Genomic DNA, 17,872 nt, shown 5'->3' on the forward strand with positions numbered 1-17,872 from the left:
TTGGAGGACGCCAACCATGTGGTTGCAGAACATTCTAGGCCGCGTCATCGGCGGCCGCACGCCCTCGCTGGAGCTGGCCCTGACCGTTGAAAAGCGCCCCTCGGCCTTCTCCGGCAAGGCGTTCCGCGAGTTCACCCCGCCCGCCAACCTGCAGCGCGGCGGCAGCCTGCGTCTGGGTGCCCGCAGTGGCGGACGACTGGGTCGGATTGGGATTATCCCGGCGACGGGAGTTAAAGTCCCATGAACGGGACACTGGCCCCCGAAGTTCTGGTGCTTGGTGGCACCGGCAGCGTCGGGCAGGGCATCGTGGCTGCGCTGCTGGAGGCCGGCAGCCCGGTCCTGGTGGTCGGTCGGGACCCGGGCCGGCTGGCGTCGCTGCGCGAGCAGTTTGCCGATGAGCCGGGGCTGGAAACGCTGTTGGGTTCGCTCACCGACGATGGCTCGGCGCTGGCGCTGGCCGACCGCATCGCGCAGCGGCCGCGCGCGCTGGCTGCTGTCATCGATGCGATGGGCGGCCCCTACAACCGCGGCCGGGTCATCGACCGCAGCGGCGATGCGCTGCTGCAGGCGTTGCAGGTCGACGTGATGCCGCACGTGCACGCCGGCCGCCGCCTGCTGCCGCTGCTGCAGAGCGAGGGCCATCCGCGCCGTTACGTGCTGGTCGGCAGCCCGGCCGGCTTCAAGCCGTGGGCCGGCTATGGCGAGAGCTCCATCACCGGCGCCGCCACGCGCATGTATGCGCAGGTGCTGCACCAGGAAGCGCAGGCCCTCGGCGTGCGCGCGCAGATGCTGGAAGTGTGCAACCCGGTGTGCACGCCGACCAACGCCGCCAACGCGTGCATCGAATGGCCAAGCGCGCTGCTGGTCGGCCGCCGCGTGGTTTCCCTGCTCGACAACTGCGTCGACAACCGCGCCATCGTGCGCTGCGACACCCGCGATGCGGAACTTCCGCGTGGACTGCTGCAACTGGACCGCCCCCCCGCCTGGCGCGACATCGCAGGTGTCGCTTGACCTTTACCTAGGTTCAGGTCCCAGGCTACCGCCCCCGGCAGTACAACGCGATTTTGTTTTTCTTTGACCACCCCTACGTACGGATGCATTCCATGACTTCCTCCAATTCCACTCCGCATCGCTTCTCCCGACGGCTGGCCATGGCCGGCGTGTCGATCCTGGCCGCTGCCGTGCTGACCGCCTGCAGCGGCAGCCAGGCAGAAACTGCCGGGCCGCCGCCGCCGCAGGTCAGCGCCGCGCCGGTGCTGGTCAAGCCGGTCAGCCAGTGGGACGACTTCAGCGGCCGCGTCGAGGCGGTGCAGAGCGTCGAACTGCGCCCGCGCGTGTCCGGCTACATCGACAAGGTCAACTACGTCGAAGGCGATGAAGTGAAGAAGGGTGATGTGCTCTTCACCATCGACGCGCGCAGCTACCAGGCCGAATACGACCGTGCCCGTGCCGAGCTTGTGCGTGCCCGCACCCAGGCCGCCCTGGCCCGCAGCGAATCGGACCGCGCCAGGAAGCTGTCCGAGCAGCAGGCCATCTCCACCGAATCCTGGGAGCAGCGCCGCGCCGCCGCCGACCAGGCCGGTGCCAACGTGCAGGCCGCGCAGGCCGCGTTGGACGCGGCGGCACTGAACCTGGAGTTCACCAAGGTGCGCGCACCCATCAACGGCCGCGCCGGTCGGGCGATGGTCACCGCCGGCAACCTGGTCACCGCCGGCGACAGCGCCAGCGTGCTGACCACGCTGGTGTCGCTGGACACGGTGTTCGTGTACTTCGATGCCGACGAAGGCACCTTCCTGCGGTACGCGCAGATGGCACGCAAGGGCGAACGCCCGAGCGAGCGCGACAGCGAGCTGCCGGTGAAGGTGGGCCTGTCCGGTGAAGAGGGCTTCCCGCACTCGGGCAAGGTCGACTTCCTGGACAACCAGGTGACCCGCAGCACCGGGACCATCCGCGTGCGTGCACTGCTCGACAACGCCGACCGCGCCTTCACCCCGGGCCTGTTCGCCCGCGTGCAGCTGCTCGGCAGCGGCGAGTTCCAGGCCATGCTGATCGACGACAAGGCCGTGCTCACCGACCAGGACCGCAAGTACGTGTACGTGGTCGACAAGGAAGGCAAGGCGCAGCGTCGCGACATCCAGCTGGGCCGTACCGCCGAAGGCCTGCGCATCGTGCAGAAGGGGCTGGCCGCCGGCGACCGGGTAATCATCGATGGCGTGCAGAAGGTGTTCATGCCGGGGATGCCGGTGCAGGCCAAGGTGGTTGCAATGCAGCCGTCTGCGGCGGCTGCGCCTGTTGCATTGAATTAAAGAGCAGCCGACCAACGGTCGGCTCTACCGTGTCTTTCAACGCCCCGTGGGGCACCGCTCCCGCTGTCGTCTTCGACAGCGGCAGGGGTGCTGCACGCCGGCGTTGGTGAAAACCCAGGAATCCCCTAATGGACTTTTCCCGTTTCTTCATCGACAGGCCGATTTTCGCGGCGGTGCTGTCGATCGTGATCTTCGCCGCCGGCCTGATCTCCATACCCATGCTGCCGATCGGCGAGTACCCCGAAGTGGTGCCGCCCTCGGTGGTGGTGCGCACCGTGTACCCGGGTGCGAACCCGAAGGTGATCGCCGAAACCGTCGCCACGCCGCTGGAAGAGGCGATCAACGGCGTTGAGGGCATGATGTACCTCAAGTCGGTGGCCGGTTCGGACGGCGTGCTGCAGATGACCGTCACCTTCCGCCCGGGCACCGACCCGGACGACGCGGCGGTGAAGGTGCAGAACCGCGTCGCCCAGGCGCAGGCGCGCCTGCCCGAAGATGTGCGGCGCCAGGGTGTGACCACCCAGAAGCAGTCGCCCACCTTCCTGATGGTGGTGCACCTGACCTCGCCGAAGGGCAAGTACGACACTCTGTACCTGCGCAACTACGCCCGCCTGCACGTCAAGGACGCGCTGGCGCGCATCCAGGGCGTGGGAGATGCGCAGATCTTCGGTGGCGGCGACTATGCCATGCGTGCCTGGCTGGACCCGGACAAGGTGGCCGCGCGCGGCCTGACCGCCAGCGACGTGGTGCGCGCCATGCGCGAGCAGAACGTGCAGGTCTCGGCCGGCCAGCTCGGTGCCGAGCCGATGCCCAACAGCCAGTTCCTGACCCTGATCAATGCCCAGGGCCGCCTGCGCAGCGAGCAGGAGTTCGGCGACATCGTGCTCAAGGCCGGTGTTGACGGCGAAGTAGTGCGCCTGTCCGACGTGGCCCGGGTAGAGCTGGGTGCCGGCGATTACACCCTGCGCTCGCAGCTGGATGGCAAGAACGCGGTGGGCATCGGTATCTTCCAGGCCCCGGGTGCCAACGCGCTGGAGATCCGCGATGCGGTGATCGGCACGATGGACGAGATGCAGAAGACCTTCCCGGACGACGTCAAGTACGAAGCGGTGTACGACACCACCATCTTCGTGCGCGACTCGATCAAGGCGGTGGTCTCCACGCTGCTGGAAGCCATCGCGCTGGTGGTGCTGGTGGTGATCCTGTTCCTGCAGACCTGGCGCGCCTCGATCATTCCGCTGATCGCCGTGCCGGTGTCCATCGTAGGTACGTTCGCCGCCCTGTACGTGCTGGGCTTCTCGATCAACACGTTGAGCCTGTTCGGGCTGGTGCTGGCGATCGGCATCGTGGTCGATGACGCGATCGTGGTCGTGGAGAACGTCGAGCGCAACATCGAAGAAGGCCTGACCCCGCTTGCCGCGGCACACCAGGCCATGAAGGAAGTGTCCGGGCCGATCGTCGCGATCGCGCTGGTGCTGTGTGCGGTGTTCGTGCCGATGGCGTTCCTGTCCGGTGTGACCGGCCAGTTCTACAAGCAGTTCGCCGTCACCATCGCCATCTCCACGGTCATCTCGGCAATCAACTCGCTGACCCTGTCGCCGGCGCTGGCGGCCCGCCTGCTCAAGCCGCACGATGCGGCCAAGGATGCGCCGACCCGCATCATCGACCGCCTGTTCGGCTGGTTGTTCCGTCCGTTCAACCGCTTCTTCAAGTCCAGCTCGGAGAAGTACGAGCGCGGCGTGTCGAAGATCCTCGGCCGTCGTGGCGCGGTGTTCCTGGTGTACGCGGTGCTGCTGGTCGCAACTGGTTTCATCTTCAAGGTGGTGCCGCCGGGCTTCATCCCGACCCAGGACAAGCTGTACCTGATCGCCGGTGTGAAGCTGCCGGAAGGCTCGTCCATTGCGCGTACCGATGAAATGCTGCGCAAGGTGGCCAGGATCGCCCAGGAAACCGAGGGCGTGGCGCACACCATTTCGTTCCCGGGCTTGAACGCGCTGCAGTTCACCAACACGCCCAACACCGGCGTGGCGTTCATTCCGCTCAAGCCGTTCAGTGAGCGCCATGGTCGGACCGCAGCCGACATCAACGCCGAGATCAACCAGAAGATCGCCGGGCTGCAGGAAGGCTTCGCCTTTGCGATGATGCCGCCGCCGATCCTGGGCCTGGGCAACGGCAACGGCTACCAGATGTTCATCGAAGACCGCGGCAACCTGGGCTACGGCGCGCTGCAGACGGCGGTGAGCCAGATGCAGGGTGCGGTGGCGCAGACCCCGGGCATGGCGTTCCCGATCACCAGCTACCAGGCCAACGTGCCGCAGCTGGATGCCGAAGTGGACCGGGTCAAGGCCAAGGCGCAGGGCGTGCAGCTCACCGAGCTGTTCGACACCCTGCAGACCTACCTGGGTTCGTCCTATGTCAACGACTTCAACGAGTTCGGGCGTACCTGGCAGGTGATCGCGCAGGCCGACGGCCAGTTCCGCAACAGCGTGGAAGACATCGGCAAGCTGCGTACCCGCAACGACCGTGGCGAGATGGTGCCGATCGGTTCGATGGTGACCGTGAAGGAAACCTACGGCCCGGATCCGGTACTGCGCTTCAACGGCTACCCGGCCGCGGACCTGGCCGGCGAAGCCGACCCGCGCCTGCTGTCGTCGGCCGAAGCGATGAACAACCTGACCGAGATCGCCGCCAAGGTGCTGCCGGTGGGCATGACCACCGAATGGACCGACCTGAGCTACCAGCAGGCCACCCAGGGCAAGGCCGCCTTCATCGTGTTCCCGGTGGCGATCCTGCTGGCGTTCCTGGTGCTGGCCGCGCTGTATGAGAGCTGGTCGCTGCCACTGGCGGTGATCCTGATCGTGCCGATGACGCTGCTGTCGGCCCTGTTCGGCGTATGGTTGACCGGCGGTGACAACAACGTGTTCGTGCAGGTCGGCCTGGTGGTGCTGATGGGCCTGGCGTGCAAGAACGCGATCCTGATCGTCGAATTCGCCCGCGAACTGGAAATGGGCGGCAAGGGGATCGTGGAAGCCGCGCTGGAAGCCTGCCGCCTGCGTCTGCGCCCGATCGTGATGACCTCCATCGCGTTCATCGCCGGCACCATCCCGCTGGTGCTCTCGCACGGCGCCGGTGCGGAGGTACGCTCGGTGACCGGTATCACCGTGTTCGCCGGCATGCTCGGTGTGACCCTGTTCGGCCTGTTCCTGACCCCGGTGTTCTACGTGGCGCTGCGCAAGTTCGTCAGCCGCAACGGCGGCGGCAAGCTGGTCGCCCACGGCGAATCCACTCTCCATCATTGATCCCGACCCCTACAAGGAATCACGCATGAATACCGCTACTTCCAAGATCGCCCTGGTCACCGGTGCCACCCGTGGCATCGGCCTGGAAACCGTCCGCCAGCTGGCCCAGGCCGGCGTGCACACGCTGCTGGCCGGGCGCAAGCGCGACACCGCCGTGGCCGAAGCGCTGAAGCTGCAGGCCGAAGGCCTGCCGGTGGAGGCGATCCAGCTCGACGTGGTCGACGCCGCCAGCATCGCTGCGGCCGTGCAGGAGATCAGCGACCGCCACGGTCGCCTCGACATCCTGGTCAACAACGCCGGCATCCTGCTCGACAACCCGGCGCTGGCCCCGTCGGCGCAGACCCTGGACACCTGGCGCAGCACCTTCGACACCAACCTGTTCGCGGTGATCGCCGTGACCCAGGCGTTCCTGCCGCTGCTCAACCAGTCGCCGGCCGGGCGCATCGTCAACGTATCCAGCATCCTGGGCTCGCTGACCCTGCACAGTCAGCCGGGCTCGCCGATCTATGGCTTCGCGGTGCCGGCCTACAACGCCTCCAAGAGCGCAGTGAATGCCTGGACCGTGCAGCTGGCCTATGAGCTGCGCGAGAGCACCACCAAGGTCAACACCGTGCACCCCGGTTACGTGAAGACCGACATGAACAGTGGCGAAGGCGAGCTGGAAATTGCCGACGGCGCACGCTCCAGCGTGGGCATGGCGTTGATCGGTGCCGACGGCCCGAACGGCAGCTTCACTTACCTGGGCGAGGTGCTGCCATGGTGATCCGCGTGTTGACCGCCGCCGTTGCCAGCGCGCTGCTGGCCGGCTGCGTCAGCGTCGGCCCCAACTACCAGGCACCGCCGGCGCAGCCGGTGGTCCTGCAGGGCGCGGCCGCGCCGGTATTCAGCACCGCCTCGCCGGTGGCCAGCTGGTGGGCGCAGTTCGATGACCCGGTGCTGGAACAGCTGGTTCACGACGCACTGGGCGACAACCTGGACCTGCGCATTGCGATGGCGCGTGTGCGTGAAGCGCGTGCGGTGTTCGTCGAGCAGCGTCTGGACCAGTTGCCGCACGTGACCGCCGGGGGCAGCTATGACCGCCGCAAGGCTCCGGATGTTACCGCCGGTGGCGAGCGCGTCTTCAGCGAAACCTACCAGCTTGGCTTCGACGCCGGCTGGGAGCTGGATCTGTTCGGTCGCCAGCGCCGTGCCGCCGAAGCGGCGCGTGCGGACCTGGGAGCCGAGCAGGACAATCTGGCCGACGCGCAGGTGACGGTGGCGGCTGAAGTGGCGCGCAACTACTTCGAACTGCGCGGCACCCAGAAGCGCATCGAAGTGGCCAAGCGCACGCTGGTGAACCTGCGCGACACCCAGAAACTGACCGAAACCCGCTGGGACCTGGGTGCGGGCAGCGAGCTGGACGTGCAGAGCAGCCGAGCCCGGTTGAAGGCGATCGAGGCCGACATTCCGCTGCTGGAAGTGGCCGAAGTGCAGTCGCGGCATCGCCTGGCGGTGCTGCTGGGGCAGCGCCCGGACGCGTTGGACACGCTGCTCGAACCGCGTGATGCCGCGCCGTATGCCAAGGCGTTGCCGCTGGGCGACACCACCGACCTGCTGCGCCAGCGTGCCGATGTGCGCGTGGCCGAGCGTCGCCTGGCGGCCGCCACGGCGCGGGTGGGCGTGGCCACCGCCGATCTGTTCCCGCGGATCAGCCTGAGCGGGTTCGTCGGATTCCTGTCCGGCGATGCCAGCGGGCTGGTCAACGGCAACAACAAGGCGTGGTCGGTGACCCCGTCGATCAGCTGGGCCGCGTTCGATTTCGGTACCGTGAAGGCGCGACTGCGGGCCAGCAAGGCCCAGGCCGACGGCGCGGCTGCCGAGTATGAGAAGGCGGTGCTGCTGGCGCTGGAAGACACCGAAAACGCGTTGACCCGGTATGCCAAGCAGCAGGCCCGCCTGGCGATCGTCGCCGAGCAGGCGCAGGCCGCACGGCGTGCTGAACAGCTGGCGCAGATCCGCTATCGCGAAGGGTCGGAAGACTTCCTGACCCTGCTCGATGCGCAGCGTACCCAGCTGGCCGCCGACGATGCGTTGGCCGCGGCCGAGTCGACCGTCAACGTCAGCGTGGTGGGTGTGTACAAGGCGCTGGGCGGTTGGGGCCAGCAGCAGGATGCGACGCCGCCGGCGGTGGCCGGCACGATGCGGTGAAGGAACGCGGGGGCGACACCGTCGCCCCCTGCACGCTTTCAAAGGGTCCGCCGCAATGGCGTACCTGACAACGCCGTGCTGACGGCTTTGCCTCTGACGGGTCGCCCCGGGGCGGTGCTAAAAACACCGCCTGCCAGGGAGATGCGTGATGCAACGGAAGTGCTGGAAACCATCAGGAGAGCGAGCAAAGGATGAACACCCGTCAATGTCCTCGGGCTTGTCGGCGAGCGTCATCGTGCTCCTCGTGGTGGCCGCTTTGACCGTAAGCCTGGGGTTTGCACGGTTGCCGGACAGCCTGCTTGGCATCGGCGTGGTCGGCGTCGGCGTGTTCCTGGCCATCAGTGCACGGATCTGCCAGGCGCGCGAACAGCATCAGGCCCTGTGCAAGGCACTGGAAGGCCTTCGCCGGGGGCCGCGGCAATGAAGCGCCGCTTGGCCATCCAGGCGCTCAAGGCGTCGATGCGGCCGGGAACACCAGTTCTGCAAGAACCGGATAATGGTCCGACGGCACCACGCCGCCCGGCTTCTGGTCCAGCGTGGCGAATCGATTCACGCCAAAGCCGCGGACCAGGATCCAGTCGATCTCGGCCGTCGGCGTATCGCTGAAATTCTGGAACGTCAGGCGTGGACCCTCGACCCGGCGCGCCAGCCTGCGGGCATCGCCCAGCCCGGTGGTGAATGCCGCATACGTGGTGCTGCCCGGTTCGCTGTTGAAATCGCCGGTGACCACCACCGGAATGTCCTTCGGCAGCGCAGCCAGCCGCTGACTGATCAGCTTGGCGCCCAGTACCCGGCGCGGCTCGTCTTCGTCGCGGTAGGGCAGGTGGGTGTTGTACAGGTAGAAGCGCTTTCCGTCAGTGGTACGTTCGAACAGCGCCCAGGTCACCATGCGCGGCATCAGGTTGCCCCAGGTGATGCTGCCAGCCACCTCCGGTGTATCGGACAGCCAGAAGTTGCCCGATTCAACCACCTTCAATGCGGCGCTGTCGTAGAACACGCCCATGTGCTCTTCATTGTCGCCGGGGCCACGCGGCTCGCCGAACCACCGGTAGCCGGGCAGGTGCTGCACCAGGTAATCGGCCTGGCTGGTCTTGAGTTCCTGGGTGCCGAACACCACCGGGTGCTGCTCGCGCAGCAGCGTCACCATCGCATCGCGACGGTCCTCCCAGCGCTTGTTGGGTTCGGTGTCCACCGGGGTGCGGACATTGAATGACATCACCCGCAGCGGGTCGGGCGCTTTGGCCAGGGCGGAGCCGAGCGGCAGCGCCAGCGCGATCAAGGCCAGCAGGGCGGGACGACGAAAACGAGACAACATGGGAATCCCTCCATTCCGTGAAATCGTTTGCAGAGGGTCGCACGGATCAGGCGATCAGGGATATGCGGAGATTGGCGGAAGCGGCGGAGGGGTCAGCTGCCCAGCAGCACGATCCCGATCGTGATGTTGATCGCCGCGCCAAGCGCGAACACCCAGAGCGTGGACAGGATCGTGTTGAGCCAGGAGCGCTGCAGGGCCACCTTCAGCCAGCCGGCCTGCACCACCAGGAACCAGACCGCCGACAGCAGGGCGGTGGCAATGCCGATGTGGGTGGACAGCTGCCCGGGCAGGCGCACGAACACCATGCTGGTGGACAAGGCCACCGCGAACGGTGCGGTCAGGTAACACTGCATGAAGAACGGCCGGCGCAGCGATTCCCGGGTCATCGGGATCCGCTTGCGGCGCAGCAGATGCACCGTGGCCACCAGCGGCCAGATTGCAAACGTGATCGAGCGGTACAGCAGCAGGCCTTCCTCGTTGCCCATCACCGTGCGTGACAGTTCGCTGGTGCCGACCACGGTCTGGTGCATCAGCAGTTCCACCCCGTGCGCGACCAGTACGGCCAGCATGAGGAACATGGGCGGACTGATCGCATCGTCGAACTGGCGCTCCAGCTTCTCCTTCAGCTCGGTGTCGACGTACTGGGCCATCCGCTGCGGATGCACTACCACCCGGTACAGCGTGCGCGGGAAGAACAGGAACCAGGTGCACAGCTCGTACAGGAATTCTTCCAGCGAACGCAGCAGCTTCAGGAAATCCATCGAGGTCTCCGGCGCGGTGGGCGGTGCGCGACGCCGCAGGACACGGCGCCGCCGGCACCAGCATGGCCCAGCCGCGCCGTGGCGTACAGCGCCGGCAGTGGCTCAACTCAGGCCGCGGTCCCGCCGCCACTGGTCGAAGTAGCTGACCAGCCCGGTATCGGCCTCCAGCCGCTCCGCAGCCGCAGGCAATGGCTCTGGCACGCGGCCGCCGGATCCATACTCCATCAAGTACCGCACCGAGAACGGGTTGGCGTGCGGGAAGCGGTTACGGATCTGTTGCATCACCACGCCGCCGCATGAGCGGCACGTGTCTCTCAGCGACCACAGCCTGAACGCGACCGCCTGCGGATGATCGTCCATGCAACTGGCGATCAGCCGTTCCGAATCCACTTCGCGGCCGAACGGGCGCGCCTCCAGGTTGCCGGGGTTGCGTACTACCGGCAGGCTGGTGATGGTCCGCAACGGCGCTTTGCCCTCCATCACCTTGCGCGCATCGATGAAACGGGTGCCGTCGCCGAGCGTGGGGTTCGGCCGCAACTGCAGCTTGAGGCCGTTTTTTCCACCCGAGAGCGCATAGTAGATGGTCTGCCGCAGGCTGCCGTCGACGTTTTCGCCGATGATCGCGAATGCCAGGTTGGTGCCCTTGAGGTGTTTCATGATCGATGCGCCGGCATCCGGCAGGGCAAGCGCTGCAGCGTCGACCGGCTGCCAGCCGCCCTTGCCGCCGGTGGCCGGCAGCAGTGCATTGATGACATCGGCCACTTGGCGGCGTTCTTCCTCCGGTGCGCTGGCCAGTGCCTTCCAGTCGGGAATGCGGCGGCGCGCGATCTGGACGAAGGCCAGCTGCTCGCGCTCTCCGGTCAGCACGCTGTCAGCGTAGCGCTTGAGCACATCAGGGCGACCGCGTGCAGCGAAGTACGCCTCGTACGCTTCGTAAGTGGGGAACTGCGCCAGCAGGTCCCCGCTCAGGCCAGGGCGTATGAAGCTGTACGCCAGTCGCGCGATGTTCTCCCGGTCCTGCTCGAGATGCGGGCGCAGCAGGGTCATCCGGTACTGTTCGGATGTGCGCAGATAGGCATTGAGCGCGGACGCATCGCGCTCGTGCTGCAGACGGGTGAACTGCAGTCCGGTGCCTGGTTCGAAGGTGTCCGGCAGCGCTGCCTGGTAGAACACCCCATCATCGGGCTCGATGCACAGCGCCCGCAGGAACGGCGATTCGACCCGGATCGCACGCAGCCGGCGTGCGTCGTCGATGCCGGGCACCAGTGCGCCGACATCCACCACGGGCAGCGTCTGCCGCAGGCGCGCCAGATCCGGCTCCTGCGCCGATGCCCGCAGGCCGAAGTCGGGTTCATCCACGAGCGTGCCGTGCAGCGTATCGGGATAGGTAACGCTGGCAGGCAGCCCCATCGCGTCACGCTGTGCAGCCGAAATGGGCAGCAGCTGTGGCGGTGCGTCCGATGGGGACGGCGTCCAGGAGCAGACCGCTCCCTTGTGGACCATCAGCGGCAAGGGCCCGCTCCCGTCCGGTGCCTGATGCGCCAGGTCCAGGCTGAACTCGCGCGTGGCCGCTGCAATCGCCTCCAGGCGCTCGGCTGGCAGTGCCTCGGCAACCAGGTCCCTGGCCGCATCAGGGGTGAAGCGCAGACGCGTACCTTCAGGGCAGGGCAGGACCTCCAGCGAACGGTGCGGCCGGCACGTGGCCGGCAACGCCTCCCAGTGTCCCGGCTCGACGGGCGATGCGTCGCCGGGCCGCGCTTCCAGTGCGTTGCCTTCAGCATTGAGCCGGTAGGGATGGCCGTCCATGAGCACGTCCCAGTCGGTGTCACCGCGGCGCAGGAACCGCACCGGGGTGTCGCCCACCGACACCTGCAGGCCGCTTTCGCTGCGCCGGGCCGGGATGATCGGCGGCAGCTCGTGTTCAAACGTGAACCCCTCCAGCGCGGGCCCGTAGGCACGCCCGGTAAACAGATCGAAGCGGTGCCAGGCCATGTCCTGCGCGACGATCAGGACTGCACGGCCGTCATCCAGCCGCGCCTCGGCCAGCGCCGGGGTGGCAGCCTGCAGATCATGCAGCGTGCCTGCCGGTGCCGCGCCATGGGCCAGGGCGCGTTCCAGCGCCTGCGCCGATCCGTCCAGCGCGGTTCCGCTGCGCAGCGCACGCTGCAGCCATTTGCCGCCGCCTTGCAGCGCACTGTTCCACGCATGGCTGCCCATCCACAGCGCGGCCTTGCCCACGGTTTCGATTGTCCCGAGGCCGCCTTGACGCACCAGATCCAATCCCAGCTTCAGCACGGCGCCGCCGGCCTCGGCCGCGATCGACCTCACGCTCTGTTCGCCAGCCGTTTCCAGGATGCGGGTCGTGGTGCGGGCGAACGTGCCAAACGGCAGCACGATCATCGAATCCATGGCGCATCCAACCAGGCTGCCTGCCGAGAAATCGCCTTTGAGCAGGTTCTTCGCACAGCCATAGCCGGGGATTGCGAATATGGCCAGCTGCTCGAGCATGCCAAGCTCGCGTTGCCAGAGCTGCTCCAGCCCTGTCAGGTCGGCGAGCTCCTTGTCGCGGACGCGTTTCAGCAGTGGCTGCCACAGATGGGTGGCAGCCATTCTGGCGATGCCCGGCAGCTTCTGCGAATCGCTGCCGCGGATGGCCGTGCCGGTGGATGCCAGGGTCAGCCCGGACAACGGCGTGAGGCCGTTGCCATCGCGGCTGCGGCGGATCGCACTACTGACCAAACCTTCGAAATCGACCAGCGGCCCCAGCGTGGGATCTTCCCAGGCGCGTCGCGCCAGCCCCGCCTGCGGCACCAGCTCGTAGTAGACCGGCGCGTCATCGCTGCCGGCCGGGTCGCAGCGCAGCAGCAGGCCCTGGTCGGCGTCCCGGCCATCGCAGCTGACCCGCAGCGTGGTGCAGGTGCCCTCCTGCAGCAGTTGCCGGTCCCGCGACGGCAGGCCATCCAGTGCCGTGACAATCAGCCCTGCCAGCCCGGCCTCCACGCGGCGCTGGTAGGCGTCGAATTCGGTGGCGTAGCGGTCCGCCGTGCTGGGGCCCGAGGTGGACCGATAGGCGTCGGCCACCAGCAGCGCCTGCAGCGGATCATCATTCGTGAGGAGGTCGTGGACAACGGCATCGGCGCTGGGCATCGCGCCGACCGCGGACGGCTGGCCAAATGCAACCACCTGCGATTCGAACGCGATCAGCCGGGACGGCACGATGCCGTGCCGGGTGAGATAGTCCTGGCCGATCTCGATCGGCCGCTTCGACCACAGCGACGGGTCCACCCCGGCCTCGCGCAGGGTCTGCGCGGCGACATCCATGCGCCGCGGCGCAGGGCTGCGCACCTGCTCCAGATGCAGTGCGTGCTGGCCCTGCCGGGTGTGGAGGAACGTGAGCGCGTCGCTGATCTGCTGCGCGCTCACCTGGTCCAGGCGGGTGGTGCGGGGGATCGCCCCGTGCGCGCTCGCATAGGCGATGGCCGCGGGCACGAGGGTGCGTGCCCAGGCGTCGTGCAGATCATCGTGCTCGCCGGCGACGCGGGGGGGCAGCGCCAGCTGCGCCGGCAGCGCGGCCAACGTATCGAAGTCCACCCGGCTGCAGGCACCGGGCTGCATGGCGTCGAGGAAGGTGGCCGCGTGGCGCAGCGATACGCTCAGGGGGGTACGCGCAAAGCTCAGGTCATCGGGAATTCCGCGGACCAGCAGGGCGGGCTGCTGCAGTTCGCTGGCCAGCAGCCAGAACAGCACCCCCAGTGCAGCGGGCGAGGCGTTGGCGTTGCCGTGCGCGACCGCTGCGCGCACCTCGTCGGCCAGGACGGTGAACGGCACATCGACCACGTCGGGTGATGCAAAACGCTCGCGCAGCGCGTCGATCCGCGCACGGCCGACGTAGCGTTCCAGCATCAGCCGCGCGAGCAGCGTCTGCGCGCCGCGGACCGAGGCGGCGTGATCATCACTGCCCCCGTACCAGCCCGCCGCGGCCAGCAGCGGCCGGCAGAACTCGGCGAACTGGCGGGTGCGGCTCATCAGCTCCCAGGCATCGACGGCGGCCAGCGGTGCCGCATCGCTGTCGGCTCCATTGCGCGGGTGCAACAGCGACAGCCCGAAGCCATCGAGCAGGACATCGAGTGCGGGCAGGTGGGCCGCGCCGAGCTGACCTGCATCGGGGGTGACCGTCGTTGTGTCGCGCAGCGCATATTCCGGAAGCGCGGCGTCCTCCGCATGCTGCGGCCTGGGCACGTCACGCTGGGCTGCCAGCAGCGGGAACTCCAATGGCGGGTGCTGCCGGGGCGCCGCGCGCGGCAGCAGCGCGGTACTGAAGGCGATCGCCTCGTCGGAGGACAGTGCCGGGTAGCGCGCGCGCAGCGCGATCGCCAATGACAATACCGGTGCGCCATCGTCTGCGGGGGGGCGGAGCGGCCACGCCGGCAGGGCCTCGGGCAGCGCAAGCTGCGCCTGCGCCGATGCGGCCAGGAGGGCGGCACACGTGGCCGCCGTCAGCGGTGCAGTGTGATCCAGTCGCAAGGGCGCGTTGCCCCCGGGAAGGGGTCGAAGCAGATGGCGCCACACCGTGTGGCGTGCATCGTCGCCGCTGCACCAGGCATCCAGCGCGGAAGCCCCTTCCATGACCCGCGTCCACACCGTCGGCACACCCTGCGCCTGGCGCGTTTCGACGACGGAGGCACTGGCGGCGTTCACCACGTCAACCAGGCCCTGCCGGCTGTTGCTGGCACCCGGCCCGCGCCATAGCGCAGCCAGCGCGCGGGTCGGTTGCAGGGACAGCCATTCGGCCGGTGACAGGTGCCAGGTGGAACCGCGTTCGAACGCAGCACGCCACGCGTCACCCGCGTCGCCGCCACTGACCCCGATCAACCTGCGGTAGAACGCGTGCGCAAGCTCGGGGGTGACTGCTTCGTCCGTGACGCCCAGCGTCCGCCCGATCAGACGGCGACTGTCATCGCCGCGCATCAGCCTGAGCAGGGCCCGTTCCTGATCCTGTGCGGTTGCCGGGTAGTGCTCGCTGCCCAGCAGATGGCGCAGCACCGCAACAGGCAGCGGTTGGGCGATGCTCAGCGGCGGCAGCAGCCGGCGCAGCGGCAGGGAATTGCTGCCCAGGTCCATGGTCGCCAGCAGCGCGAGCGCGGGGGATGACCGCGTGTCGCCCACCCAGTCGAAAAACGCGGCACAGGTTGCATACGCCGTGCCATACCAAGGGTCGGCATCGTCCATCGGCAGGTCCAGTCCCGCATACAGCTGCACGACTGGCGCGATCAAGGCGCGGGTCAGCACGCGCAGATCGTTGCGGCGCGGGTCGATCACGGACGGCAGCACCGGCTCCAGGTCGTCGTATCGCGCCAATGATGCGGCGACGTGGTGGAACAGCGCGCCCAGCTCGGTGGCCCAGTGCGTGCCCGCCGTTGCCGCGCGGCGCTCAAAGTGGTCACGCCAGTCGGCCGCGCGGGGGGCGTTCCCGCGCCACTCCCACCCTTCGCCGAACCGCAGGGGATCGACCGTGTCGCGCAGCGCAACCAGCAGGTCGGCCAGCAACCCGTCGGCCGGGTCCAACGTCTCGAATCCGGTCGCATCGAGCAGTGGCGGTGCGGCCTCGACCAGCCAGCGCCGCGTCCGGGCCGCGTCGTGGGGATGGGCCAGCGGCATGCCGTAGGACTGGCGCATGCGTGCGCGGTGAGCTGCTACCTGCGGCCCGGTCAGCGGCGCTGCCAGACGTGCGGCGACGGTATCGGTCTGCCAGGCCAGGGCATCGAAGTGCGCGTGTGCCGCCTCCAGCGGCACATCGTCCTGTTCCAGGAGGTAACGGCAGGCGGCGCCTCCCAGGCGTGCCAGTCCATGCAGCGCGCTGGATTCGGCGTCGTCGTGCTGGCCATGGGTCAGCACTTCCAGCATGCGGGTGAAGGCGTAGGCGCGTGCAGTATGGCCGCCATTGGCAAGGGCATGCCGGCCGCCGTCGTGCAGCAGCGCGAGGGCCTGCAGTGCTGCGTACCATTCACGCACTGGAGCGGCGTCGAAAAATGCCGCCAGCTGGGCCGGCGTTGGCGTACGTTGCTGCAGCGCGATCCCGGCCTGCGCGAAGGCGTCGGTCACGGCGGCGTGCAGGCCGGCCGGCGTGTGGGGTACCTGCCAATCCAGCACGCTCCACCAGGCGTGCGGGGGAATGCCGTTGATCAACGGCGCCAGCACGCCCAGCGGCAGCACGCCCTGTACCTGCACCTGCACCATTTCCTGTGCGGCCGCGCCTCCGACCGGCGCGGCGGTGGTCGGCATGATCTGCGCGGGTATCCCACTGTCGGTGAGTGCACCGGCCAGTGCCCGCGGCGCGGTGGCGGGGTGATGCGGCCGCCGCGAGACCCGCCGCGGGCGCCCGGTGGCACCGTCAGCGGCGGGGCCTGCGGTAGGCATGAAGGCGGACGTCGACGTCGCCGCAGGGGCTCCCAGACGGGCCAGCAGGTTTCCCATCGCTGCGGCCTGTTCGCGCAGCATTCCCGGCACAGTGCGCGTTTCCTCCCAGCACTGGCCCGGCTGTGCCAGCGCGGTTCCGGGCCGTTGCCGACCGAGCAGCGCGTCGCTTCCCTGCAGGGGGGGCGCGGTTCCGGCAGCCGGTGTGCAGGCCACGGCCGTCAGCGTGCTCATCCACGCCGCATCCAAGGCGTGCGGCTGCGCGATGTTGGCAACCGTCTCGGGTGCAGGCAGTGCGCTGTAGCCCAGCAGGCGCGCGCCCACCGCGCCGGCGAAGATCAGATCGGAGCCGGCTCCCACGATCTGCGGCAACTGCCATGGCATGCTCAGCATGCTGACCAGCACCTGGGCGACGGTGCCGTAGCCACCCAGCGGCGGCGCAGCGGCGACATGCTCGATGCTGGCCTGGTGGGCTACCGCCAGCAACCTGGCTGCCAAGGCAGGCGTGGGGACGCCCAAGGACGCCGTCCTGCCGTCATCGGCGGGACCGCCGTGAAGCGCAGCCAGGCGCGCGTGGACTGCGGCGATCGCAGACGCATCCAGCGATTCGAACACCTGCGGCAGGCCCGCGCGCGGCTCGACCAGGCCAGCATCACGCTGCTGCCGCACGCGCCGGAGCGCCCGTTGCAGCGTCCGTGGCGAAGCTTCCGGGGCCAGCTCCCGAAGCTGGGTCAATGCCCAGCTCCAGCGCGCAGGATCAGACTTGCCGCCGAGCTGTCCCTTCTGAAGTTCCAGTGCCACCGCGCGCGCGTCTGCCTGCGTGTTCTGGTGGCGGCGCTCGATCAGCAGCGCCCGCCACGGCGCGGGCGCGACGTGCATGGGGCGATACAGCGCATCGCGCAGTCGTTGCAGCAGCGGGTCGGCAGCGGCGGTGGCTGCGGTCAGGTGCGAGCGTGCGGTGATGCATTCAACCTCCCAGTGGGCAGCCGGCAGCCGCAGCGCATGCAGCAGCACACAGCGCCATGCCAGCGCCTCTCCCTCGACGCATGCGGGCAGGACGCAGCGCTCTGCAAGCCACTCGGCCATCGCATCACCGGTTGGCGTGCCCGGCAATCCACCCGCGATGAGTGCGTGCAACAGCGTGGTGTCGATCGGCTCGGCCGCCAGGCGGTCGGCAAGCGCGTCCAGGTGCGCGCGGGGCACCCCACGCAGCGGCAACGTGATTACCACTCCCGTCTGCGCCCGGTTGCACACCTGCATGGGGCGGGGCATGCGCGTCGGCGGCGACGCGATGGCAGGCACGCGCGCCACGGTACGTGAAGGGGCGGGGAGGGCGGAGAAGCAGGACATCGTCGGCACGGGCAGGGCGTCGCGGCAGGCGCAGGGCGCGGAAGGGCGCCGATCCTACCCACGGCGGCCTGCTGCTGCAGTCCACTACATCAATCAACCCTGACCAGACCCGACGAGCCGTGCTTCAACATCGTTGCAGGGCGCACGATTCCGCGAGGCCGCCGTCAGCCCCCTGCGTGTGCTGTGCGCTGTCGGAATCGGAATTGTTGCGGCCTGTGCGCCCGCGCTCGCCATTGTCCG

General features: G+C 68.4%; 10 protein-coding genes. 7 read left to right on the plus strand and 3 right to left on the minus strand.

From position 1 onward, the window contains the following. Positions 1–16: 16 nt before the first annotated feature. From ACTJI4_RS07225 to ACTJI4_RS07255, 7 genes are all read left to right on the plus strand, one after another. The gene (locus tag ACTJI4_RS07225; protein WP_392916668.1) at positions 17–244 is read left to right on the plus strand and encodes a hypothetical protein; all 228 of its coding nucleotides are present in this window, start codon (positions 17–19) and stop codon (positions 242–244) included. Beyond that, positions 241–1,011 (plus strand): SDR family NAD(P)-dependent oxidoreductase, encoded by a 771-nt coding sequence (locus tag ACTJI4_RS07230; protein WP_440868900.1) that lies wholly within the window; start codon positions 241–243, stop codon positions 1,009–1,011. The genes ACTJI4_RS07225 and ACTJI4_RS07230 overlap by 4 nt, the downstream gene beginning before the upstream one ends. Before the next feature lie 92 nt (positions 1,012–1,103). Further along, positions 1,104–2,306, plus strand: a complete 1,203-nt coding sequence (locus tag ACTJI4_RS07235; protein ID WP_392916674.1) for an efflux RND transporter periplasmic adaptor subunit — start codon at positions 1,104–1,106, stop codon at positions 2,304–2,306. 128 nt (positions 2,307–2,434) lie between these two features. Next, positions 2,435–5,605: an efflux RND transporter permease subunit gene (locus tag ACTJI4_RS07240; RefSeq protein WP_392916677.1), complete on the plus strand. Its 3,171-nt coding sequence runs from the start codon at positions 2,435–2,437 to the stop codon at positions 5,603–5,605. A gap of 25 nt (positions 5,606–5,630) precedes the next feature. Beyond that, entirely contained in the window at positions 5,631–6,368 is a 738-nt protein-coding gene (locus tag ACTJI4_RS07245; RefSeq protein WP_282245129.1) for an SDR family oxidoreductase, read from the plus strand. Continuing rightward, complete coding sequence (locus tag ACTJI4_RS07250; protein WP_392916681.1) at positions 6,362–7,792, plus strand: efflux transporter outer membrane subunit; 1,431 nt, start codon at positions 6,362–6,364, stop codon at positions 7,790–7,792. The genes ACTJI4_RS07245 and ACTJI4_RS07250 overlap by 7 nt, the downstream gene beginning before the upstream one ends. 205 nt (positions 7,793–7,997) lie before the next feature. Beyond that, complete coding sequence (locus tag ACTJI4_RS07255) at positions 7,998–8,216, plus strand: hypothetical protein (RefSeq protein ID WP_392916684.1); 219 nt, start codon at positions 7,998–8,000, stop codon at positions 8,214–8,216. 24 nt (positions 8,217–8,240) lie between these two features. Here ACTJI4_RS07255 and ACTJI4_RS07260 read toward each other — a convergent pair whose 3' ends face one another. The 3 genes from ACTJI4_RS07260 to ACTJI4_RS07270 form a co-directional block, all read right to left on the minus strand. Continuing rightward, a complete protein-coding gene (locus ACTJI4_RS07260) occupies positions 8,241–9,107 on the minus strand; it encodes an endonuclease/exonuclease/phosphatase family protein (protein WP_440868901.1) in 867 nt (288 codons plus the stop codon). A gap of 92 nt (positions 9,108–9,199) precedes the next feature. After that, entirely contained in the window at positions 9,200–9,868 is a 669-nt protein-coding gene (locus ACTJI4_RS07265; RefSeq protein ID WP_392916689.1) for a hypothetical protein, read from the minus strand. A gap of 102 nt (positions 9,869–9,970) precedes the next feature. Further along, positions 9,971–17,554: a deaminase domain-containing protein gene (locus ACTJI4_RS07270; RefSeq protein ID WP_440868902.1), complete on the minus strand. Its 7,584-nt coding sequence runs from the start codon at positions 17,552–17,554 to the stop codon at positions 9,971–9,973. Positions 17,555–17,872 lie beyond the last annotated feature (318 nt).

Origin of the sequence: Stenotrophomonas sp. 22385, assembly GCF_052045085.1 — a bacterium.
GTDB lineage: Bacteria > Pseudomonadota > Gammaproteobacteria > Xanthomonadales > Xanthomonadaceae > Stenotrophomonas.